The organism is Halobacterium noricense (assembly GCF_021233435.1).
Lineage (GTDB): Archaea > Halobacteriota > Halobacteria > Halobacteriales > Halobacteriaceae > Halobacterium > Halobacterium noricense.
Genome location: NZ_CP089468.1, coordinates 2,529,517 through 2,550,169 on the forward strand (window position 1 = coordinate 2,529,517; position 20,653 = coordinate 2,550,169).

At 66.4% G+C, this 20,653-nt stretch carries 22 protein-coding genes; 11 read left to right on the forward strand and 11 right to left on the reverse strand.

Annotated elements, in window-relative coordinates; translation table 11 throughout:
* Window positions 1-10 precede the first annotated feature (10 nt).
* The 3 genes from LT974_RS13590 (at window position 11) to LT974_RS13600 (ending at window position 2,836) form a co-directional block, all read left to right on the forward strand.
* Window positions 11-1,156 (forward strand): thiolase family protein, encoded by a 1,146-nt coding sequence (locus tag LT974_RS13590; RefSeq protein WP_232588168.1) that lies wholly within the window; start codon window positions 11-13, stop codon window positions 1,154-1,156.
* 436 nt (window positions 1,157-1,592) lie between these two features.
* On the forward strand, window positions 1,593-2,357 hold the full coding sequence (locus LT974_RS13595; protein WP_232588169.1) for a glycosyltransferase: 765 nt from the start codon (window positions 1,593-1,595) through the stop codon (window positions 2,355-2,357).
* Complete coding sequence (locus tag LT974_RS13600; protein ID WP_232588170.1) at window positions 2,354-2,836, forward strand: GtrA family protein; 483 nt, start codon at window positions 2,354-2,356, stop codon at window positions 2,834-2,836. Before LT974_RS13595 ends, LT974_RS13600 begins: the two co-directional genes overlap by 4 nt.
* Before the next feature lie 6 nt (window positions 2,837-2,842).
* On the opposite strand, the gene LT974_RS13605 is transcribed toward LT974_RS13600, so the two are convergent.
* The 4 genes from LT974_RS13605 to LT974_RS13620 all read right to left on the reverse strand — a co-directional run bounded on the left by LT974_RS13605 (window position 2,843) and on the right by LT974_RS13620 (window position 8,880).
* Window positions 2,843-4,705: a cation:proton antiporter domain-containing protein gene (locus tag LT974_RS13605; RefSeq protein WP_232588171.1), complete on the reverse strand. Its 1,863-nt coding sequence runs from the start codon at window positions 4,703-4,705 to the stop codon at window positions 2,843-2,845.
* Between the two features lie 91 nt (window positions 4,706-4,796).
* Window positions 4,797-6,734 (reverse strand): AMP-dependent synthetase/ligase, encoded by a 1,938-nt coding sequence (locus LT974_RS13610; RefSeq protein ID WP_232588172.1) that lies wholly within the window; start codon window positions 6,732-6,734, stop codon window positions 4,797-4,799.
* A gap of 5 nt (window positions 6,735-6,739) precedes the next feature.
* Window positions 6,740-7,654 carry an MBL fold metallo-hydrolase gene (locus LT974_RS13615; protein WP_232588173.1) on the reverse strand — a complete coding sequence of 305 codons (915 nt, stop codon included), beginning with the start codon at window positions 7,652-7,654 and terminating at the stop codon, window positions 6,740-6,742.
* Window positions 7,655-7,707: 53 nt separating this feature from the next.
* Complete coding sequence (locus LT974_RS13620) at window positions 7,708-8,880, reverse strand: inorganic phosphate transporter (RefSeq protein ID WP_232588174.1); 1,173 nt, start codon at window positions 8,878-8,880, stop codon at window positions 7,708-7,710.
* Window positions 8,881-9,015: 135 nt separating this feature from the next.
* Here LT974_RS13620 and serS point away from each other — a divergent pair, with 135 nt between their 5' ends.
* Both serS and LT974_RS13630 read left to right on the forward strand, forming a co-directional pair.
* Window positions 9,016-10,395, forward strand: coding sequence for a serine--tRNA ligase (gene serS / locus LT974_RS13625; RefSeq protein WP_232588175.1), 1,380 nt, complete (start codon window positions 9,016-9,018; stop codon window positions 10,393-10,395).
* An 80-nt stretch (window positions 10,396-10,475) separates the two neighbouring features.
* On the forward strand, window positions 10,476-11,444 hold the full coding sequence (locus LT974_RS13630) for a TIGR03557 family F420-dependent LLM class oxidoreductase (RefSeq protein ID WP_232588176.1): 969 nt from the start codon (window positions 10,476-10,478) through the stop codon (window positions 11,442-11,444).
* Here the strand turns inward: LT974_RS13630 and LT974_RS13635 are convergent.
* Window positions 11,396-11,761 carry a nuclear transport factor 2 family protein gene (locus tag LT974_RS13635; RefSeq protein ID WP_232588177.1) on the reverse strand — a complete coding sequence of 122 codons (366 nt, stop codon included), beginning with the start codon at window positions 11,759-11,761 and terminating at the stop codon, window positions 11,396-11,398. The two genes, LT974_RS13630 and LT974_RS13635, sit on opposite strands and share 49 nt — an antisense overlap.
* A 100-nt stretch (window positions 11,762-11,861) precedes the next feature.
* On the opposite strand from LT974_RS13635, the gene LT974_RS13640 reads away from it, so the two are divergent.
* Window positions 11,862-12,389 (forward strand): DUF367 family protein, encoded by a 528-nt coding sequence (locus LT974_RS13640; RefSeq protein ID WP_232588178.1) that lies wholly within the window; start codon window positions 11,862-11,864, stop codon window positions 12,387-12,389.
* Window positions 12,390-12,648: 259 nt separating this feature from the next.
* Here LT974_RS13640 and LT974_RS13645 read toward each other — a convergent pair whose 3' ends face one another.
* On the reverse strand, window positions 12,649-13,176 hold the full coding sequence (locus LT974_RS13645; protein WP_232588179.1) for a hypothetical protein: 528 nt from the start codon (window positions 13,174-13,176) through the stop codon (window positions 12,649-12,651).
* 468 nt (window positions 13,177-13,644) lie between these two features.
* Entirely contained in the window at window positions 13,645-14,052 is a 408-nt protein-coding gene (locus LT974_RS13650; protein WP_232588180.1) for a hypothetical protein, read from the reverse strand.
* A gap of 366 nt (window positions 14,053-14,418) precedes the next feature.
* Between LT974_RS13650 and LT974_RS13655 the strand changes: the two genes are divergently transcribed.
* Window positions 14,419-14,562, forward strand: a complete 144-nt coding sequence (locus LT974_RS13655) for a 50S ribosomal protein L40e (protein WP_230888073.1) — start codon at window positions 14,419-14,421, stop codon at window positions 14,560-14,562.
* A gap of 224 nt (window positions 14,563-14,786) precedes the next feature.
* Here the strand turns inward: LT974_RS13655 and LT974_RS13660 are convergent, their stop codons facing one another.
* A complete protein-coding gene (locus LT974_RS13660) occupies window positions 14,787-15,395 on the reverse strand; it encodes an MBL fold metallo-hydrolase (protein WP_232588181.1) in 609 nt (202 codons plus the stop codon).
* Between the two features lie 106 nt (window positions 15,396-15,501).
* Here LT974_RS13660 and LT974_RS13665 point away from each other — a divergent pair, with 106 nt between their 5' ends.
* Genes LT974_RS13665 through LT974_RS13675 form a run of 3 tightly spaced genes read left to right on the forward strand, consistent with a single transcriptional unit; the run spans window position 15,502 to window position 16,910 of the window.
* Window positions 15,502-15,681 carry a DUF5786 family protein gene (locus tag LT974_RS13665; RefSeq protein ID WP_232590268.1) on the forward strand — a complete coding sequence of 60 codons (180 nt, stop codon included), beginning with the start codon at window positions 15,502-15,504 and terminating at the stop codon, window positions 15,679-15,681.
* 33 nt (window positions 15,682-15,714) lie between these two features.
* The gene (locus LT974_RS13670) at window positions 15,715-16,281 is read left to right on the forward strand and encodes an endonuclease dU (protein WP_232588182.1); all 567 of its coding nucleotides are present in this window, start codon (window positions 15,715-15,717) and stop codon (window positions 16,279-16,281) included.
* A gap of 32 nt (window positions 16,282-16,313) precedes the next feature.
* Window positions 16,314-16,910 (forward strand): uracil-DNA glycosylase, encoded by a 597-nt coding sequence (locus LT974_RS13675; protein ID WP_232588183.1) that lies wholly within the window; start codon window positions 16,314-16,316, stop codon window positions 16,908-16,910.
* A 1-nt stretch (window position 16,911) separates the two neighbouring features.
* Here the strand turns inward: LT974_RS13675 and phnE are convergent, their stop codons facing one another.
* From phnE to LT974_RS13690, 3 genes are all read right to left on the reverse strand, one after another.
* Entirely contained in the window at window positions 16,912-17,922 is a 1,011-nt protein-coding gene (phnE, locus tag LT974_RS13680) for a phosphonate ABC transporter, permease protein PhnE (RefSeq protein WP_232588184.1), read from the reverse strand.
* Window positions 17,919-18,662 carry a phosphonate ABC transporter ATP-binding protein gene (gene phnC / locus LT974_RS13685; protein WP_232588185.1) on the reverse strand — a complete coding sequence of 248 codons (744 nt, stop codon included), beginning with the start codon at window positions 18,660-18,662 and terminating at the stop codon, window positions 17,919-17,921. The genes phnE and phnC overlap by 4 nt, the downstream gene beginning before the upstream one ends.
* 87 nt (window positions 18,663-18,749) lie before the next feature.
* Window positions 18,750-19,772, reverse strand: coding sequence for a phosphate/phosphite/phosphonate ABC transporter substrate-binding protein (locus LT974_RS13690; RefSeq protein ID WP_232588186.1), 1,023 nt, complete (start codon window positions 19,770-19,772; stop codon window positions 18,750-18,752).
* Between the two features lie 130 nt (window positions 19,773-19,902).
* Here LT974_RS13690 and hisH point away from each other — a divergent pair, with 130 nt between their 5' ends.
* On the forward strand, window positions 19,903-20,613 hold the full coding sequence (hisH, locus tag LT974_RS13695) for an imidazole glycerol phosphate synthase subunit HisH (RefSeq protein WP_232588187.1): 711 nt from the start codon (window positions 19,903-19,905) through the stop codon (window positions 20,611-20,613).
* Window positions 20,614-20,653 lie beyond the last annotated feature (40 nt).

The window sequence follows — 20,653 nt, forward strand, 5'->3', positions numbered from 1 at the left end:
CAGTAGTGGTATGGCTAGCGACACCACCCCGGTCATCGCGGCAGCCTACCGAACCCCGCAGGGCAAGGAGGGCGGCGCGTTCGCGGACACGCGCAGCGAGGACCTCTCGATTCCGCTCATCGACCACATCCTCGACGAACACGGCCTGACGAGCGACGACATCGACGACCTCCAGTGGGGCGTCGCCCAGCAGCGCAACGAGCAGGACAACAACGTCGCGCGCGTCATCGCGCTCCTCTCGGAGCTCGGTGAGGACGTGCCCGCGGCGACCGTGAACCGCTGGTGTGCGTCCTCGATGGAGGCCATCATGCGCGCGGCGGACTCCATCAGCGCGGGCCAGCGCCAGGCCATCATCGCGGGCGGCGTCGAGAACATGTCCCGCGTGCCGATGGACGGCGACTCCTACCAGCACCTCCACCCCGAACTCGCCGAGCACTACAACGTCCCCGAACTCCAGATGGGGATGACCGCCGAAGAGGTCGCCGAGCGCCACGACATCAGCCGCGAGCAGCAGGACGAGTACGCGCTCCAGAGCCAGCAGCGCGCCGCCGAGGCCACCGACTCCGGACGCTTCGACGACGAAATCGTCCCCATCGAGACGGAGGAGGGCCTCGTCGAGGAGGACGAGGGCATCCGCCGCGACACGTCCCTGGAAGCGCTCGGCCAGCTCCCGACCGTGTTCAAGGGCGACGGCACGGTGACGCCCGGGAACGCCAGCCAGATTTCGGACGGCGCGGCCGCGACGCTCGTCACGAGCGAGCAGTTCGCCGAGGACCACGACCTCGACGTGCTCGCGTACGTCGGCGACCACAACGTCACGGGCGTCGACCCGCGCGTCATGGGCATCGGCCCCGTCCCGGCCACCCGGGAACTCTTCGAGCGCACCGGCGAGGACGTCGACGACTTCGACCTCGTGGAGCTCAACGAGGCGTTCGCGTCCCAGACCGTCTACGCGCGCGACGAACTCGGCATCGACAACGAGAAGTTCAACGTCAACGGCGGCGCTATCGCCATCGGCCACCCGCTGGGTGCCAGCGGCGCGCGCCTCCCGGTGACGCTGATTCACGAGATGAACGAGCGCGACGCCGAGAAGGGGCTGGCGACGCTGTGCGTCGGCTTCGGCCAGGGCGCGGCGATTACGTTCGAGCGGGGGTAGTCTACTGGCGTGCGAAGCACGTCGTTCACCGTGCCGCAGGCACGGGCGCGAGGACGACCATCGGGAGGACGACGCGTTTTTGGCCGAGCTTTTGCCGAACGAGCGGCCAGCGGCCGCGAGTGCAGCGCAAAAGGTCGTCGCGTCAGGGCGCGGCGATTACGTTCGAGCGGGGGTAGTCTACTGGCGTGCGAAGCGCGTCGTTCACCGTGCCGCAGGCACGGGCACGAGGACGACCATCGGGAGGACGACGCGTTTTTGGCCGAGCTTTTGCCGAACGAGCGGCCAGCGGCCGCGAGTGCAGCGCAAAAGGTCGTCGCGTCAGGGCGCGGCGATTACGTTCGAGCGGAAATAGGGCGACTGGATTTCTCGGGCGGGCGGCGCGTCGCCCGCGCCGAAACCACGAAACTGATACCGGAGCCTCGTTTCTCTCGGCGTAATGCGTTCCGTCGGCATCGTCGTCCCCGCGTACGACCCGAACGTCGAGGTGCTCGTGTCGTACCTGCAATCCCTCCGAGAAGCGCTCCAGCCCGAGCGCCTGCACGTGGAACTGGATGCGGGCACCGCGGAGACGGCCGCCGCGATTCGTGAAACGGGAACGACCGTCGACGACGCGGCCGAGCGCCGCGGCAAAGGAGCCGCCATCACCGTGGGGTTCGAGACGCTGGAGACGGACGTGCTCGCGTTCGCGGACGCCGACGGCGCGACGCCCGTGCCGTCGCTCGCGTCGGTCGTCGCGCCCGTTCGTGACGGCGACGCCGACCTCGCGGTGGGGTCGCGGCGCCACCCCGACGCGACCGTCGCCAGCCACCAGACGTTCGCGCGCCGGTTCCTCGGCGACGCCTTCGCGTGGCTGGCGCGCCGCCTCCTCGACGTCGACCTCTACGACTACCAGTGCGGCGCGAAAGCCATCACCAGCGAGGGCTGGGAGCAGGTGCGGGACCACCTCTACGAGCCCGGGTTCGCGTGGGACGTCGAACTCGTCGCGATGGCGGGCGCGCTCGACCTCCGCGTGCGGGAAGTCCCCATCGAATGGGAGGACCAGCCGGGGTCGACGGTGTCGCCGGTGGAGACGTCGATAGCGCTGTTCCGCGCGCTGCTGGCGTCCCGCCACCGGTCGAAGCTCCTGCGGGACAGCCAGCTACACGAAGCCATCGCGGCGCGCCGCGACGACCCCGCCGCGCTCGTGGAGCGGCAGCGATGAGCCGCGCCGACCGCCTGCGGGAGGCGCTGCCCGAGCGGCTCGCGGCGCTCGTCTCGACGGTGCGGTTCGGGCAGTTCGTCTCCGTCGGCGCCGTCGGTGCCGTCTTCGACGTCACGACGCTCGTCGTGCTGACCGAGCTGTTCGGCGTGCCGGCGGCCGTCGCGAACGTCGTCAGCATCGAGACGGCGATTCTCGTGATGTTCGCGGTCAACGAGCGCTGGACGTTCGCGGAGCACGGCGCGACCGACCTGCGCTCGATTGGCCGGCGGCTCGTGCGCTCGCACGTCGTCCGCGCGGGCGGGTCGACGCTACAGTACGTGCTGTTCGTCGCGGTGTTCTACAACGTCGCCGTCGACCTCTCGGTCGCGGGCGTGGACCTCTGGCTGGTCGTCGTGAAGGGCGGTGCCATCGGCGTGGCGATGCTCGTGAACTACGTCTTCGAGAGCCTGTTCACGTGGCGCGTCCACGCCGACGAGTAAGAGCAGTTAGTCGTGGGGGTGACACCAGTTCAGCGCCTCGCGGACCGCCTCCTTCCGGCCGAGGAACGTGAGGTGGTCGCCCTGCTGGAGCGTGAAGTCGCCCGACGGCACCTGATTCTCGTCGTCGCGGCCGACGAGCGCGATGATGCAGCCGTTCGGGAGCTCCGCGTCGAGTTCGTCGATGGTCTTCCCGACGAGGTCCTCGGAGGTAACTTCGACCTCCTGGACGTCGCCCGAGCGCCCGATTTCGGTCATCCAGTTGGCGAGCGCGGGGCGCTCGATGATGTTGTCGATGCCCCACGCGGTCGCCAGCGACGAGGAGACCGTACGGACGCCGAGGTCCTCGAAGGCGTCGACGTTGTCAGGGTTGTTCGCCCGGGCGATGATGGTGTCGACGTCGAACTTCGAGTCCGCGAGCTGGGAGACCAGCAGATTGGCGTCGTCGTCACCGGTGGCGGCGACGACGATGCGGGCGTTCTCCGCGCCCGCGGCGCGTAGCTCGTCGGTGTCCGTGCCGTCGCCGTGGTGGACGGTGAACCCCTCGTTCCGCGTTCGTTCGACCATCTCTACGTCCTTCTCGATGAGGACGACGTTCTCACCGCGGTCTTCGAGGCGCTCACCGAGCGCCCGACCGACGGTGCCGCCGCCGACGATGATGACACGCATTGGTATGACCTCAAGTGCTTGCGCGATGTGTCTTGCGAACCCCCCTTCGAAGACGACAGTCAGCAGGATGACGAGGAAGACGACGCCGACCAAGAGGCTGGCTGCTTCCTCCATCCCGTTGCTCTGGAGCTGGACGGCGAACAGCGTCGCGACCGACGCGGGGATGATGCCGCGCGGCCCGACGACGCTCATGAACGTCCGCTCGGAGAGCGTGTAGCGCTCCCCCCGGGTGGAGAGGAAGACGCCCAGCGGCCGGATGACGAGCGCGACGAGCGCGACGACGGCGAGCCCACCGACGCCGAGTTTGATGAGATTGTCGAACGACAGCAGCGCGGCGAGCCCGATGAACACGAACGAGAGGACGACCAGTGTCACGTCGCCCTTGAACGCCTCTATCTCCTCCTCGTAGGGGAGGTCGGCGTTCCCGAGCACCATCCCGGCGGTGGCGACGGCGGCGATGCCCGCTTCGCCGCGGAGGATGTCCGCGGCGCCGTACGCGACCAGCGCACTCGCGAGCACGATGAGCCGGGCGTTCTGTGGGGCGTTCCCGCGCGAGAGGTCGACGTGCCGGAGCAGGTACCAGACGATGCCAGCGACGACGAGGCCGAAGAGGACGCCGATGCCGAGTCGGACCGTGAACTCCTCGATAATCTGCATCCGGGTGAGCTCGGGGTTCTTGACGACCTCGAAGACGACGATGGCGAGGATGGCCGCGGTGACGTCGTTGACCACGCCCTCGGTTTCGAGCGCGGCGGCGACGCGATTGCGCACGGGCACGATGTCCAGAATCGGCGTGATGACCGTCGGCCCGGTGGCGACCAGCAGGCTGCCGACGAGGAACGACATGTCCCAGTTCGCGCCGAGCAGGTAGTGCACCGATAGCGCGGTCCCGACCAGCGAGATGGCGGCCCCGACTGTCGTGAGCCTGACCACCGCGCCCGGGGCTTCCCGGAGCTTCGGGAGCTTCAGGTGGAACGCGCCCTCGAAGACGATGATGGCGACGGAGAGCCCGACGATGCCGGACAGGGTCTCCGCGCCGCCGAACGTCTCCAGCGTGACGACGCCCAGCACTTCCGGGCCGACGAGAATCCCCGCGATGACGAGGAACAGCACGCTCGGCACTTGGAGGCGGTCCGCGATGACTTGCGACGCCACTCCGAGGGCGATTATCGTGGCGACCAGTGGGATGAGTTCGGAGCTCACAGGAGCACCTCCAGTACCGGCATCGTCCCGTGATTCAGCGCCGCTACCCTTAAAGCGCCCGGATGCCGGCAGCCACGCCCGACACTGCGAGCTACTCCGCGTAGATGTTGCCGATTTCGTCGGCGAACCGGTCGAGGATGTTGCGGCGCTTCTTCTTCATCGTCGGCGTGAGCAGGTCGTTGGCCTCGGTGAACTCGGTGGGGACGAGGCGGAAGCGCTTGAGCTGCTCGTACTCCTCGAACTGCTCGTTGACGGCGTCGACCGCCCGCTGGATGCGGGCTTCCACGCGGTCGTCCCGGCAGATGGCGGCCTTGTCGTCGGGCAGATCGATGCTCTCGCTGTTCGCCCACGTACGGAGGCCGTCGAAGTTCGGGACGACGACCGCGGAGACGAACTTGCGATTGTCGCCGACGACCATCGCCTGCTCGACCAGCGGGCTCGCGGCGAAGGCGTCCTCGATGGGGCCGGGCGCGACGTTCTTCCCCGTCGACAGCGTGAGAATCTGTTTCGCGCGTTCGAGGAAGGTGACGTAGCCGTCCGCCCGAATTTCGACGACGTCGCCGGTGCGGAACCACTCCTTCCCCTCGAGCTCCGTGAACGCCTGCTCGGTAGCGTCGTCGAGCCCCCAATAGCCGTCGAAGACCTGCGGGCCGCGTACGAGGAGTTCGCCGACGTCGCCGTCGCTTTCGTCGTGCTGCCCGGGGCTGGCGATGGTTTCGTCGACGCGAACCTCGGTGTCCACGAGCGGCGGGCCGATTGTGCCGGGCTTGGGGGCCTCGGGCGGGTTCACGCAGAGCACGGGGCTGGTCTCCGTGAGGCCGTAGCCCTCCAGAATCGGGAGGCCCATGCCGTGGTAGAGCGCGCACAACTCCGGGGACAGCGACCCGCCCCCGGAGATGAAGAAGTCGACGTTCCCGCCGAGCGCGTCCCGCACCTGCTCGAAGACGAGTTTGTCCGCGACGGCGTGTTTCGCGCGCAACGCCAGTCCGGGGTCGTCGGCCTCGTAGTAGTCGCGGCCGACGCCGGTCGCCCACTCGAAGATGCGCTCCTTGGTGGGGGATTCGGCAGCCTGCTCGCGGACGGCGTCGAAAATCTTCTCGTAGACGCGGGGGACGCTGGTGCCGACGGAGGGCTCGCAGAGCGCGAAGTCCTCCCGGAGCGTGTCCGGGGATTCGGCGTAACAGACGTGCGCGCCGGCGGCGAACAGCAGGAAGTGGCCGGCGAGCCGTTCGAGGACGTGCGCCAGCGGGAGGAACGAGACGACCCGGGTCTCCGCGGTGATGGCGGGGAGGTCGGGCTTGTCGGGTCGCGGGCCGAAGCGCTTCCGGCACTGGTTGACGTTCTCCCGGAAGTTCGCGTGGGTGAGCGCGACGCCCTTCGGCTGGCCGGTGGTGCCGGACGTGTAGATGAGGCTCGCGAGGTCGTCGTACGCCGGCTCCGCGACCCACTGTTCGTAGGTGTCGCGGTCGAAGGCCGCCTGTCCGCGCTCGCACACCTTCGAGAGCGCGATGGCGTCGTCGTCGGCGACGCGGTCCATCGTGACGACGAACTCCACGTCGAGGTCGCCCTGGACCTCGCGGACGCGGTCGAGTTCGGTCTCGCCCTCGACGACGACGCCGACAGCGCCGCTGTCGCCGAGGAGGTGTTTCACTTGCCGCGGGCTAGAACTCGGGTAGACCGTGGTGACTGCGCCGCCAGCCGCGAGAATGCCGAAGTCGCTCTGCGCCCACTCCATGCGGGTGTGCGCGAAGATGCCGACGCGCTCCCCGGCTTCGACCCCGAGGTCGCGGAACCCCGCCGCGAGATTGCGGACGACGTCCCGCATCTCGCCGTACGTGACGTCGGCGAACTCGCCGTCGGGCGCGGCCGGGAGCACGTCCGGGGTGAGCGTGCGGTCGTAGATACCGCCCTTGTACCCCTGTGCGGGGCGGTCCGCGTGTCGCTCCGCGGCGTTCTCGAACGTGCGGGCGAGGGTGGTCTGCCCGGTGACCTCGTCCTCGTAGTCGCGTTCCGCCTCGCGGAAGTCCATAGCGCCTAGTGGGTCTCCCGGGTCTTAAGATAGTGGAGAACGCCACGAACGTTCATTCTAGTTTCCGCGCGGGCCTTGTGGTCGCCCCAGACCTGCCAGACCTCGTTGGTGCTGGCGAGGTGGTCGATGGCGGCTTCCTCGCTGCCGCGCTCGACGACCTCACGTTCGACGGTTTCGACCCACTCCCGCAGCACTTGCTCGTACTGGCGGAGGACGGCGTCGACATCGTCCGGCCCCGGCCCGAAGTGCGCGTACAGCAGGACGTCGGGGTCGAGGCGGCGAATCAGTTCGGCGTCGGTGACGCACTGTTCGAGGTCGAAGTTCGGCGGCGGGCTCGTCTCCCGGACGCGGTCTTGCTCGGGGACCCAGATGCCGGCGGCGTCCGCTGTGAAGAGGGCGTCGTCGGCGTGGTCCTCGAAGACGACCTGGTGGGGGGCGTGCCCGGGCGCGTGGTGGGCGGTCAGTTCCCGGCTGCCGAGGTCGACGGTGTCGCCGTCTTCGAGTTCGACGATGCGGTCCTCGGGGACGGGTTCGGGTTCGACGTAGTACTGCCACTGATCGCCGACCGCCTCTTTGGTGCCCTCCACGAGCCGTGAAGGGTCCACGAGGTGGCGCGCGCCGATTTCGTGGACGTAGATGTCCGCGTTCGGACACTCCTCGGCGAGGAAGCCCGCGCCGCCCGCGTGGTCGAGGTGGACGTGCGTGACGAGAATCGCTTCGAGGTCCGCGGGCGCGATGCCGCACTCGTCGAGCGCGGCGAGGACGCGCTCGTAGTTCGTGCCGATGCCGGTGTCGACGATTGCTGGCCGGTCGGCGTCGACGACGTAGACGGAGCCGTACTCGCCGGTGTCGTACATGCCGGTGTCGACGTACGAGATGTCGGTACACTGTTCGACGTCGAAGACGTCGCCGGGTGCCATACCGGGAGTGGGGTGGCCGTACGCAAAAGATTTCGCGTGTGCGGGCCGCTCGGTCACGGCGTCCCCGCCACGGGAAGCACGAAGAACGCCAGGTAGGAGAGGACGGTCGCGGCGCTCGGCCCGAGAATCCAGAAGGAGACGAACCGCGCGACCGTCGACGGGTCGAACAGCGCCGCCGCGTCCTGCAGGTCGTCGGCGCGCGCCTCGCCGATTTCGGCGACGCCGTCGCCCGCCTCGACGGCGACCGCGCTCACGGAGACGCCACCCTCGACGTCGCCGCGCGCGAGATCCGCCGCCGTCGCCGTCCGGGACGCGCGCCCCCAGCCGAGTCCGACGATGGTCATCACCGTCGAGAGCGCGAGACTGATGGGGATGCCGAGCCACGACGCGGCGGTCGTAATCGTCGCCGCGACGACCGTCACGACCATGGCGGCCAGCAGCGGGAGGTCCGTGAGTTCGCTTCCAACCGACGCCATCGTGCGGCGCGCGATGGTGAACGCGCCGACGCCGATGGCCGCCGCCGCGAGCACGACCGCCGGCCCGGGGGCGAGGAGTCCGCCGCCGACCAGTGGTGCGACCGCGTTCGCGACGTTGCTCGCGCCCGCGGAGAACGACATGTAGCACGCCACGACGACGACGAGCGCGGTACTGACGAACTCCCGGAGCGACGTCCCCGGGCCGAGCGCTGGTCTGGGGATGAACGACGACCAATCGAGCGTGACCATCGGGCCGTCGGACTGCTCGACTTCGACGACGCGCTGCAGGTGGACGTAGAGGTAGCGCCCGACGACCCCGCCACACCAGAAGCCCGCGACTGGCGCGACCAGCCACCAGACGACGATTTCCCCGAGCACCGCCCAATCGAGCGTGCCCGTCGCGAGGCCGAGGCCCGCGATGGCACCGACCGCCGTCATCGACGTCGAGACCGGGACGCCGTAGGCGTTCGCGACCACCATCCCGAGCCCGATGAACACGAGCACGACGATGCTCGCCTCGACGGTGAACGCGCTCGGCGCGACGACCCCGCTGCCCAGCGTCTCGACGACGTTGCGCCCGACCGTCCAGCCGCCCAGCAGGGCGAACACCGTCATCAGCGCCGCTGCGGTCGTCTTCTTCGTGACGCCCGCGCCGACCGACGGCCCCCACGCGACGCCCGTCGACGACCCGCCGACGTTGAAGCCGACGAACGCCGCGGCCGCGACGGCGAGGACCAACAGGACCTCCATGTGTTCTCGCGTACGCGGTTCGGGGTGGTGTATATTCTGGATGTGGCCGATATTCGGGCGGTCGCCCGGCTCCGGTTCGTGAGCGGTTACGGGGATGCGATACGTTCTTGCCGGCGCCCCCGCAAACTCCGGCAAATGCTGAGCAGACAGTACGTCCGCGAACACCCCGAGGAGGTCCGCGACGCCCTGCGGAAGAAGGGCGTGGACGCGGACCTCGACCGGATTCTGGAAGTCGACGAGGAGTGGCGCGACCGCAAGGCCCGCGGCGACGAACTCCGCCACGAGCGCAACGAGGTCTCCTCGAAAATCGGCGAGCTCAAGCAGGAGGGCGAGGAGGAGGCGGCCCAGGAAGCCATCGAGCGCTCGCAGGAACTCAAAGACGAGCTCGAGGAAATCGAGACGTGCGCGGACGAACTCGAGGCCGAACTGGAGCGCAAACTGCTCACGCTCCCGATGGTCCCCCACGAGGAGGTGCCGGTCGGCGAGGACGAGTCCGACAACGTCGAGCGCCGCCGCGAGGGTTTCGACGACGTCCGCGACCTCCCGGACGAGGTCACGCCGCACTACGACCTCGGCGAGGAACTGGACATCCTGGACTTCGAGCGCGGCGCGAAAGTCTCGGGCGGCGGCTTCTACTTCGCCAAGGGCGCGGGCGCGCGCCTCGAACACGCGCTCGTCCAGTTCATGCTCGACGTCCACCGCGAGCAGGGCTACGAGGACGTCTTCCCGCCGATTCCCGTGAATTCGAAGTCGATGGAGGGGACCGGGCAGTTCCCGAAGTTCGTCGAGGACGCCTACCGCATCGGCGACGTCAACGATGCCGACTACGACGAGGACGACCTCTGGCTGCTGCCGACCGCGGAGGTCCCGGTGACGAACATGTACCGCGACGAGATTCTGCTCAGCGACGACCTCCCCCTGAAACACCAGGCGTACTCGCCGAACTTCCGGCGGGAGGCCGGCGAGCACGGCACCGAGACCCGCGGCATCGTGCGCGTCCACCAGTTCAACAAGGTGGAGATGGTGAACTTCGTCGAACCCGAACAGAGCTACGAGCGCTTCGACGGCCTCGTCGACGAAGCCGAGTCGGTGCTGCGCCGTCTCGGCCTCCCCTACCGGATTCTGGAGATGTGCACGGGCGACCTCGGGTTCACGCAGGCGAAGAAGTACGACATCGAGGTGTGGGCTCCCGGCGACGACATGCCCGAAGGCCCCGAGGAGGGCGGGCGCTGGCTCGAAGTTTCGTCCGTCTCGAACTTCGAGGACTTCCAGGCGCGGCGCGCGCGCATCCAGTACCGCCCCGAGCGCCACGAGAGCGCGGAGTACCTCCACACGCTGAACGGCTCGGGGCTGGCGGTGCCGCGCGTGCTCGTCGCCATCCTCGAATACTACCAGAACGACGACGGAACCGTCGACGTGCCCGAAGCGCTCCAGCCGTACATGAACGGCCAGGAAGTCGTGGAGGGCTCGGCGAAAGTTGGCGAGTCCGCGCTCGGCGCGGGCGAACGGGAGTAGCGCGCAGGTCGGCGAGTAGGCTTTTCCTCGTGCGCTGCGACCCGCCCCGTATGAACGCGAGCACGCGGAGGTGTGGGTGAATGGTGGAACTCGGCTACACGCTCTCCAGCGAGGAGCACGAGCCAAACGACCTCGTGGAGTACGCCGCCCGCGCGGAGGACGTGGGGTTCGACTTCCTCTCGATTTCGGACCACTTCCACCCGTGGGTGAGCCAGCAGGGCGAGAGCGGCTTCGTCTGGTCGACGCTCGGCGGCGTCGCGCACGCCACCGACGACATCCCGGTGGGCATCGGCGTCGTCTGCCCCATCATGCGCTACCACCCCGCCATCGTCGCGCAGGCGTCGGCGTCGGTGGCGTCGATGCTCGACGGCCGGTTCTTCCTCGGCGTCGGCACGGGCGAACTGCTGAACGAGCACATCGTCGGCGAGCACTGGCCCGAGCACGCGGTCCGCCTCGAAATGCTCGAAGAAGCGGTCGAAATCATCCGCAAACTCTGGGCGGGCGGCCAGCAGAGCCACCACGGGAACCACTACACCGTCCAGAACGCGCGGCTGTTCACGCGCCCGGAGGAGACGCCGCCCATCATCGTCTCCGCGTACGGCCCAGCCGCAGCGAAGAGCGCCGCCGAAATCGGGGACGGCTTCTGGTCGGTCGGCCCACAGGACACTGTCCGGACGTGGGAGGAGTACGGCGGCGAGGGCCCGCGGTACACGCAGTTGAGCGTCTGCTACGCCGAGACCGAGGATGAAGCAGTCGAGACGGCCCACGAGTGGTGGCCAAACACCGCGCTTCCGGGCGAACTCTCCTCGCAACTGCCGACGACCGCGCACTTCGAACAGGCCTGCGAGATGGTCACCAGGGAGGACATCGCCGAGTTGGGGCTCGTCACCAGCCCCGACCCCGAGGACCACGTCGCGGCCGTCGAGAACGCCGTCGAGGCGGGCTACGACCGCGTGTACGTCCACCAGGTCGGCCCGAATCAGGAGGAATTCTTCGAGTTCTACGAGGACGAGGTGCTGCCGGCGGTCGAGTCGATAGCGCCGGCGTAAGTCGTCAGTCCGCGGATTTCGCCGTCAGCGGTGTCGAAGGCGTCCACGAACGCGAACAGTTCGCGGCCGTCGTCGACGGCGAGCAAGCGCCCGTGGACCGCCACGCCCTCAGCGCCGTCGTACACCGCGTCGACGACGTGGCGGGTGTCGGTGCGCGGGCGGTCGTCGCGCATGAACGCGACGAACTCCTCGCGCCCCGAGAGCGTCATGTCCGGGCGGATGTGCTCGAACTCGGGCGCGAGCACTCCACGGAGGGCGTCGTAGTCCCCGGCGTCGATGGCGTCGTAGTAGGCCCGCGCGAGCGCAGCGTCGTCCATACCCGATGGTGGATTCGCCCGGATAAGAAACCGGTGGAGCGACGCACGGCAACCACCCGGCGAACGGGGTGTTTTTCCTCCGTGACGGACTACACGAGGTGTGGACCTGCACGTCCGGTACGAGGGCGACGACGACCCGAAGAAGTGCACGGCGCGCAAGCTCGCGCGCTTCGACGAGGCCGTCCTCCACGAGACGGCGCGCGCGACGCCGTACGGCGTCGTCCTGAACCCGCACGCCGACACCGCGCTGTCGCCCGCGGACGCCGACCACGGGCGGCTGGTGGCGCTGGACTGCTCGTGGGAGACCGCCGGCGAAGCGATGTTCGAAATCGACGGCGAGCACCGCGCGCTCCCGTTCCTCGTCGCCGCCAACCCCGTGAATTACGGGCAGCCGTTCCAGCTCAACACGGTGGAGGCGTTCGCCGCCGGGCTGTGCATCCTCGGCGAGCGCGAGCACGCTGAGCGCATCCTCTCGAAGTTCACGTGGGGGCACACGTTCCTCGAACTCAACGAGGAGCCGCTCCGGCGGTACAGCGAGTGCGCGGACTCCGCCGAAGTCGTCGCGGTGCAGGAGGACTATCTCGCGGACGAACCGGACGCGGCTGAGACGGAGGAGGAGTGCTCATGACCGGTGAGCTCGGAGACACGTACGTCGCAGCGCTCTAGCACTACACCGCCGAGCTACCGGCTGACGCCGATGAATATTAAGAAGTCACCGACATCCGGAACGTCGAAACTCCCGAAAAAGTTCCATCACGCGCATCGAACACCACGAGGGAGATCAACGGCAACTGGTACCATTATTATCAGCGGCACGGCGATGACACCATCAAATCCGAGTACATCGGCCTAGCGAATTCCAGTAAGTAATCTATCTACAGAGACGCTTACGCCGTGCCGAACCAGTCTTCAATATCGTTGTAGAACTCCTGAACGGTCTCCTGCTGGAAAGAACCCACGTAGCAGAGCGGATACCTCCGGTTGGATTCGTTTGTATATTTGAGGTATCCCTCAGGAGACCGGAGGCCACTATCATTTATGAACGAGTCTCGGTCGAAAACCACGTGATAGCCGCCGAAATCACCCAACGATCCCTTCCGATTGAATGCCAAGCAAGAAAAACCGCCATGCTGGAAATCTGTTCGCAATCCGCGGAGAAACGTGAGACGACGACTATAGTAGGGAAGCGTAGAGTGCTCTCCACTATTCGCAAACTGCCGTTGATGGATCTCAACGGAGCGCTCTGTATGTTGGTTAATGAGAACACGGATTGTCTCATTAAGCGAGTACAGCGACGAGAGATAATTATGGAGTAGACGCAAGACTTCGAACCCCTCTTCCTCGCGGTTCTCAGTCTGACAGACGAATACCGGGTTCGTCTTCAGGTCACCGTCGACGAACTCGTCCAGTTCCAAATAATTCTAGTCGACTGTTCGCTTTGCGACCAAGAGGCGCCGCTCAGCATTCGGCGAGAGTTACTCTGATGGAGTAATACGGTGGCCTGCTACTGCTTGAATTTGGAACTGAAAAACAGTCGAATCAGACGCTCCCACAGTACCTACTCCGAAGATTCGTCGTCAGTAAATCGAACTGCCGACAACGCCTTTCGCGTCGTCTCAACGTCGCCTCCCGCAGATTCGGCCACTTCTTCCGAGGTTGGCGCAGAGCGGGATTTTCCCATTATGGTGACGACTACTCACTGCAACCTCAAAAATATATTCCTCAGAAAGACAATCGAAATAGTCAATTCAAACATCATTTCTAGCTGAATTTCTCATAGGAGAACGACACCTTGCTCGGGCCCGAGTGTGTCGGCGGAATCTCGAATACGAATGTCGCCGTAACACCACCATCGAAAACATCCAACGCATCCACCGTGCCCGTCACCTCGTACACCTCTGTCTCAGCCCAATCCGGAGCCGGCTGATTGCTGTCCTCGTCGTTGTACTCCTGAATTTTCTTCGATTATACATCCAAATCGTCACTGGAGACCGCTCAACAACTTCCACCGAGAACCGGGCTTTCGTATTCCCCGTCGTAAACGCAATTTCAATTTGGCGTTCATCGCTCTTCGTCACCGGAAAGGTAGAGCTCTCGCTCCCGCGATTCCTATATCTCGAAGAATCGTTCGGATAGTCGTCATCACTATCCGGCACGTCATCTCCATCCGCATCCGGCGGAGAATTCTCGAGAACTCCAAGACATCCCGTTCCAGAGGCCAGCCCCCCGACGCCGAGGAGGACTGTTCGCCGCTTGAACTGCGTCGACTGCTTCCCTGTCTTCTCAACCATGCTGCTGTTCGTTCCTTATAATGCTGGCTCTAAAAATCCAAAATTGATAACGAAAACTAGAACCGGCGTATAACCGCCGGTTACTGGAAAAGCCGTAGCACCGTTCATGGACCGGTACTACGAATACCTCGACACCGACCCGGACGCCCGGCAGGCTGTCGACCCTCGCTGACCGGCTCGCTATCGGGAACTCGCTGGCGCTCGTTTACTTCGAGAACACCGAAAAGAAGCACTCGAACCGCACGATTTTCCAGTAGTGGTTCATCGAGTGCGTCGCCGGCTGACTGCGGGGACCGCGCGGACGACGCCGAACAGCCCAAGTCAGCATTCCGAACGCTTAAACGCGTTGGCGCCGAATCCGGCCCCATGAGCGAGACCATCGAGAAACGCCTGCTCGAGAAGCAGATTTGCATGCGCTGTAACGCCCGGAACCCGAAGCGCGCCTCCGAGTGCCGCAAGTGCGGGTACAAGAACCTGCGCCCGAAGGCCAAGGAGTCCCGCTCGACGTAATCGCGGTCAGTCTTTCTCGCCGTTCCACTCGTCTTCGAGCACCGAGTAGTAGCGCACGTCCCATCGACGCCGATTTCGTCGCAGTGGACTTCCTCCTCAGTTCGCAGCCGAGTTCATTCGGGAGCACGCGGTAGCGGCGGTGCTGGACGAACCCGTAGTTCGTAGCGAGGGGGCGAAAAAAGCGTCCTCGTGGTGTGACAGGCAGTTACAACGCAGAATCGGGGCTACTCGTCGTACTTGGGTTCGCGGCGCTCGGCGCGTTCGAGCGCGCGCTCGACGACCTCGCGCACGTCGCCGTGGAAGACGCTGCCGTGGCCCGCGTACATGTGCTCGACAGTGTCCGGCATCCGCTGGAGGAGTTCGCGGACGCTCCCGATGAGGCGTTCGCGGGACTGGCCGGGCATGTCGGTGCGGCCGAAGCTCCCGTCGTCGAACGCGCCGTCGTCGTGAACGACGACGTCGCCGGAGAACAGCGCGGCGTCTGAGACCAGCGAGACGTGGTCGGGGGCGTGACCGGGCGTGAACACGACGTCGAAGTCGTCGTCGCCGATTCTGACGTTGTCGCCGTCGCCGAGTTCGTGCGTGCGAAGGCGGTGGTCGGCGAATGCGTACACGTCGGGGTCGAAGGCGTCCACGACCGCGTCCAGTTGCTCGACGTGGTCGCCGTGCTGGTGGGTGAGGACGACGCGTTCGAGGTCGTCAACGTGACGCCGAATTTCGTCGACGACGCCGTCGAAGGCACCGGCGTCCACGAGCGTCGGCTCGTCGCCGGGGACGAGATAGGCGTTGCAGGTGAACGTCTCGGCGTCGAAGGTGACGTGGACTACGTCCATGCGAGCACCGTCGCCCGCTGGCGTGGTAAAACAGCGGGATTTTTGACGGGCGATTCCCTACTGGGCGGGGGACTTTTGAGGGAAGAGTCCGTACATGTACGTGAACATGGGTTTCGGGAGCTACGACGAATCCGAACAGGAGAATCAGTCTCTCGACTCAGCGGACATCGACGCGGAGGAGGACCTCGACACCGCGGAGTTCGAGCACAGCGGCGACGTGAGCTACGAAATCGGGGCGTCGAACGACGAACTGCTCGACCGGCTGCAGGACATCAAGGGCGAGTAGCGTGGTCGTCCGCCGGGAGCCGAGAGTAGGACTGTGAAGTCCGGGACGCGCGCGCTCGGCGTCGCGGAGTCCTATCAGGGGGATGCGTCGACGTTCGCCGGCGCTGTCGTGCGGGCGTCCCGAATCGCGGACGGGTTCTCGTTCACGTCGTGTACGGTCGGCGGCCTCGACAGCACCGCGGCCGTCGTCGACTGCTACCAGCAGTTGGGTCGCGAGGACGTCCAGTACGTCTTCGTGTCGGGTATCGCGCCCGCGTGGTTCAACGTCGTCGACCTCCACACCGTCCACGACGCGGTCTCGCGGCCCGTGCTCTCCGTCTCCTTCGAGGCCAGCGAGGGACTCGAAGCCGCCATCCGCCGGGAGTTCTCCGACGACGAACGCGACCGACGACTCGCACGCTACGAGCGCCAGCCCGACCGCGAGTCCGTACCCGTGAACGACGAACAGGTGTTCGTGCGCGCGGTCGGCTGCGAGAATCCCAAAGAAGTCGTGCGCGCGTTCACGCCCGAGGGCGGCCGTCCGGAGCCGCTGCGGGTGGCTCGATTGGCGGCACGCGCAGCCGACCGAAGGAAGGGCGCGGGCGACGACTCGGGTCTGTAACGCTTAACCCGGCAGCCGTGGTCGACTCACGCATGAGCGACATCGACGGCATGGAGGGCGTGGAAGTCACGGAGTGCACGCGCTGTGCGGACCTCACCGAGTCCCGCAGCCAAATCGTGAACGGCGACGGCCCCGAGGACGCCGGCGTGCTGTTCGTCGGGGAAGCACCCGGCGAATCCGAGGACGAGGAGGGCGTGCCGTTCGTCGGGCGCAGCGGCGACGTGCTCGACGACGAACTCCGGGACGCGGGGCTGCCGCGCGCGGACGTCCGAATCACGAACTGCGTGCGGTGTCGACCGCCCGAGAACCGCGACCCCAGTCAGGAGGAGCTGGCGAACTGCCGGCCGTACCTCGAACGCGAAATCGAACTCGTCGACCCCGAGGTCGTCGTCACGCTCGGGAAGGTGCCCGGCGAACACCTGCTCGGGCGGGACGTCGCGGTGACGAACGAAGCCGGCAGCGTCGAGCGCGTCGAACTCGGCGGCGAGCCCCGCGAAGTGCTGATTTGTCTGCATCCGGCGGCGACGCTGTACGACGCGAGCCAGCGCGAGACGTTCACGGAGACGATAGCAAAAGCGGCGACGATAGCGGGCGGGAACAGCGGGCAGTCCCAGTTGGGGGACTACTGAGTTACTGCCAGAGCGTGCGGACCATCCGCTGGGGGAACTCCACGATGAGTGCGATGAGCCCCTGGGACTCCTCGGTGCCGCGGATGTACGCGCGGACGCGCTGGCTGACGACTTCCACGGAGATGACGAGCACGAAGATGACCAGAATCGTCGCCATCATGTTCGTGTACTTGAACAGCCCGCGCTGAGTCTGGAGGACGTAGCCCAGACCGCCGCCGCCGATGAGCCCCATGGTGACGGCGATGCGCGTGTTGATTTCGAGGATGTACATCGTCCACGCGATGAACGGCGAGAACACCTGACTCAGCATGCCGAAGACGACGCGCTGGGGGCCGCTTGCCCCGGTCGAGCCGATGGCCTCGATGGGGCCGTCCTCGACCTCTTCGAGAGCGTCCGTGAACAGCCGGCCGAGATTCCCCATGGTGTCGGTGCCGATAGCGAGTGTCGCCGTGAACGGCGTGACGCCGCCCAGCGGGATGTAGATGAGCGCCCAGACGAGCGCGGGAATCGCGCGGATGACGCTCATCGTGCCGCGGAAGATGAAGTTGAACGGGTACGGCGTGACGCGCTCGGAGCCCAGCACGCCCAGCAGGAGCGCGCCCGGCAGCCCGAGCACGGTGCCCGCGAACCCCATCGCGAGCGTGATGAACATCTGTCCGGGGACGAACGTCCAATTCCAGAACGCGACGCCCGCGCCGTTGGTGTGGAGTTCGAAGAGGAGGTCGTTCTGCTGGATGAACGACCAGTACGCGCCCGTGTCCACGAATGGGATGCCGAAGATTTCGCCGGGCGGGAAGAACTGTCCGAGTGCGTCCCGGAAGTCCGGCCAGTACTCCATGATTTCGGCGATGGAGAAGCCGACCTGGCCGAGCGCCAGCGAGAACAGCCAGCCGAACACGACCAGCGCGAACAGGCCGAAGACCTGTCGCGCGCGCTTGTTGATGCGGAGGCGGGTGAACTGCTCCTGGACCGACTCAGAGACGGACTGCTCGGATTCTGACTCCGTGCTCATGCTTCGGCCTCCGTGCGAATCGCTTCGGTTTCGATGGTCCCGTAAATCTCGTCGATGACGTCGACCGTGAGGTCGTCGCGGTAGCCGTCGAAGATGACCTCGCCGTCCTTCATGCCGAGGAAGCGCTCCCCGAACTCGCGGGCGATGTTCACCTGGTGGAGGCTGGCGAGCGTCGACAGGCCGCGCTCGTCGGCCGCCGCACGGATGTACGCCATCACCTGTTCGGCCGACGCCGGGTCGAGGCTCGCAACCGGCTCGTCGGCGAGCAGGAGGTTCGGTTTCTGAACGAGCGCGCGTGCGATGCCGACGCGCTGCTGTTGGCCGCCGCTCATCTGCCCGACCGACTGCCCGGACTCCTCGAGCAGGCCGACGGTTTCGAGGGCGCGCAGCGCCTCGTACTTGTCCTCCTCGGGGTAGCGGCCGAGCAGACTGTTGAAGAAGGACGTGCGGCCGAGTGCACCCGTGAGGGCGTTGTTGTACGCGCTCATCTCCTCGATGAGGTAGTGCTGCTGGAACACCATCGCGACGTCGTCCCGCGGCCCCTCGACGGGGTCGCCGTTGATGGTGATGGACCCCTCCGTCGGCTCGGTGATACCGTTGAGACAGCGCAGAAGCGTCGACTTCCCCGCGCCGGACTCGCCGAGCACGACGACGAACTCACCGTCGGGGATGGTGAACGAGACGTCGTCGACAGCTTGAATCTCACCGTAGGATTTGCTCAGGTTTGAGACTTCAATCATTACTTGTGCGGCCGCCTGACCCGGCTGGCGGGCTTGTAGGGGGTCATCACGGGTGACAAATAGGTTAATCGATTAGGCGTGTCGGCGTTACGCGTTCCCGAGCTCGACGCCGAGCTCCTCGAAGGCGTCGCGGACCGGCTGGTAGTCCTCGACGGAGCCCTCGCTGAGCCCCGTGAACCAGAGCTGCTGGTCGTCCGAGAGGTCCTCGTTGATGAGGTCTTCCTCGGTGGCGCTCAGCAGCGCGTCGGTGACGTCGGACTTGACCGTCGCGTCGAGCCCCGAGCGGATGAGGATGGGCGCGCGCGGAATCGGGTTCGAGGATTTCAGCAGCTGCAGCTCCGGGGATTCGGTGCCGAGGTCGCCGTCGTTCTCGGCGGACATGTCGAGGAACTCCTGGGGGAACTGGTCTTTGGGGACGTGGGGGGCCGTGGAGAACGCGCCGGTACCGGCGGCCTTCACGGGGTCGCGGTTGATGAGCGTCTCGCGGGCTTGCGAGTGGTCCGACCACTGGCCCTCGAAGTCGTTGGGCGTGCCGTTGGGCGCGCCGCCGGTGTCGAGGCCCGCCTGCTTGAGCATGTACAGCGGGAAGATGGAGCCGCTCGTGGAGAGGCGGTCGGCGAACGCGACCGTCTCGCCTTCGAGGTCCGAGAGCTGCTCGATGTCGCTGTCCGGCGTCGTCGTGATGAGCGAGAAGTACTTCGCCGCGCCGTAGGCGATGCGGATGCCCGCGACTTCCGCGACGTCGTTGTCCGCGCTCTGGATGGCGATGGCCGGTGCGGCGTCCGCGACGTCCGTCTGGCCGGACTCCAGCGAGGAGTACACCGCCGCGTAGTCCGCGGCGACGCTGGAGGTGATGGAGACGTCCGCCTGGGATTCGAGGTAGTCGAACATCGGCTGGTACTGCTGCTGGACGTTGACGTCGGATTCGGCCGGCGTCAGCGTGAACGTGAGTTCCGTCGGGCCGCTCTCGGTCGTGCCGGCCGTCGTCCCGGACTCACCGCTCTCGGTGCCGTCGCCGTCGCCACCGTCACCGGTGCAGCCTGCGAGGCCCGTGAGTCCAGCGATACCTGTCGCACCCGCGATTTTGAGGAATTTGCGTCGTCCCGCCATGGGAAATTCGTTTGTGAATACGAGAGATAGTTGAAAAGGTTTGTCATTCAACTATATCGAACAGTAACCACCACTATGTAACAAACGGCGGAGGGAAACCCACTTGCAACTGGGGGGCGAAGTCACGAACATGAGTATCTCGTCGACCGACCAGACGACGGCCTCGGTCGTCGTCGTGGACTACGGGCTGGGGAACCTCCGGAGTGTCACGCGTGGGCTCGAACGCGCGAACGCGGCCGTGACAATCTCGGACGACCCCGGCGCACTCGACGACGCCGACGGCATCGTGCTCCCGGGCGTCGGCGCGTTCGGCGACGGCATGGAGAACGCCGGCCCGTTCCGCGACGCGCTCGTCGACGCCGCCGACGAGGGTCGCCCGCTGTTCGGCATCTGTTTGGGGATGCAGATGCTGCTCACGGAGAGCGAGGAAGCCGAACGCGAGGGCCAGGGCGACGTGCGGGGACTGGACTTGATTCCGGGGCGCAACCGCCGGTTCACGGGCGACGTGAAGGTCCCGCACATGGGCTGGAACGAGCTCGACGTCGTGCGTGACCACCCGCTCGTCGATGGCGTCGACACCGTCTCGTCAGAGACGCGACGAGCAGACGGAACCGCGGGCGGTTCCATCGACGGCGAGTACGCGTACTTCGTGCACTCCTACTACGCCGAGCCGGACAGCGACGACCACGTAGTCGCCGAGACCGACTACGGCGAGGCGTTCCCGTCCATCGTCGCCAACGACGAGGGCAACGTCTTCGGCACGCAGTTCCACCCCGAGAAGTCCGGGGAGACCGGGCTCCGGATTCTCCGGAACTTCGTGGACATCTGCGCCGACCAGTAGCCGTCAGCGATTCTCACACCCGAACGGCATTTCTCCCGCC

Excerpts from the sequence above, each read along its gene's own strand:
- LT974_RS13655 (WP_230888073.1), top strand. The coding sequence starts at position 14,419 with ATGAGCGAGACCATCGAGAAACGCCTGCTCGAGAAGCAGATTTGCATG.
- LT974_RS13630 (WP_232588176.1), top strand. The coding sequence starts at position 10,476 with ATGGTGGAACTCGGCTACACGCTCTCCAGCGAGGAGCACGAGCCAAAC.
- LT974_RS13615 (WP_232588173.1), bottom strand. The coding sequence starts at position 7,654 with ATGGCACCCGGCGACGTCTTCGACGTCGAACAGTGTACCGACATCTCG.
- LT974_RS13675 (WP_232588183.1), top strand. The coding sequence starts at position 16,314 with ATGAGCGACATCGACGGCATGGAGGGCGTGGAAGTCACGGAGTGCACG.
- LT974_RS13690 (WP_232588186.1), bottom strand. The coding sequence starts at position 19,772 with ATGGCGGGACGACGCAAATTCCTCAAAATCGCGGGTGCGACAGGTATC.
- phnE (WP_232588184.1), bottom strand. The coding sequence starts at position 17,922 with ATGAGCACGGAGTCAGAATCCGAGCAGTCCGTCTCTGAGTCGGTCCAG.
- LT974_RS13665 (WP_232590268.1), top strand. The coding sequence starts at position 15,502 with ATGGGTTTCGGGAGCTACGACGAATCCGAACAGGAGAATCAGTCTCTC.
- LT974_RS13650 (WP_232588180.1), bottom strand. The coding sequence starts at position 14,052 with ATGGTTGAGAAGACAGGGAAGCAGTCGACGCAGTTCAAGCGGCGAACA.
- LT974_RS13590 (WP_232588168.1), top strand. The coding sequence starts at position 11 with ATGGCTAGCGACACCACCCCGGTCATCGCGGCAGCCTACCGAACCCCG.
- LT974_RS13635 (WP_232588177.1), bottom strand. The coding sequence starts at position 11,761 with ATGGACGACGCTGCGCTCGCGCGGGCCTACTACGACGCCATCGACGCC.
- LT974_RS13620 (WP_232588174.1), bottom strand. The coding sequence starts at position 8,880 with ATGGAGGTCCTGTTGGTCCTCGCCGTCGCGGCCGCGGCGTTCGTCGGC.
- LT974_RS13660 (WP_232588181.1), bottom strand. The coding sequence starts at position 15,395 with ATGGACGTAGTCCACGTCACCTTCGACGCCGAGACGTTCACCTGCAAC.
- LT974_RS13610 (WP_232588172.1), bottom strand. The coding sequence starts at position 6,734 with ATGGACTTCCGCGAGGCGGAACGCGACTACGAGGACGAGGTCACCGGG.
- serS (WP_232588175.1), top strand. The coding sequence starts at position 9,016 with ATGCTGAGCAGACAGTACGTCCGCGAACACCCCGAGGAGGTCCGCGAC.
- phnC (WP_232588185.1), bottom strand. The coding sequence starts at position 18,662 with ATGATTGAAGTCTCAAACCTGAGCAAATCCTACGGTGAGATTCAAGCT.
- hisH (WP_232588187.1), top strand. The coding sequence starts at position 19,903 with ATGAGTATCTCGTCGACCGACCAGACGACGGCCTCGGTCGTCGTCGTG.
- LT974_RS13600 (WP_232588170.1), top strand. The coding sequence starts at position 2,354 with ATGAGCCGCGCCGACCGCCTGCGGGAGGCGCTGCCCGAGCGGCTCGCG.
- LT974_RS13595 (WP_232588169.1), top strand. The coding sequence starts at position 1,593 with ATGCGTTCCGTCGGCATCGTCGTCCCCGCGTACGACCCGAACGTCGAG.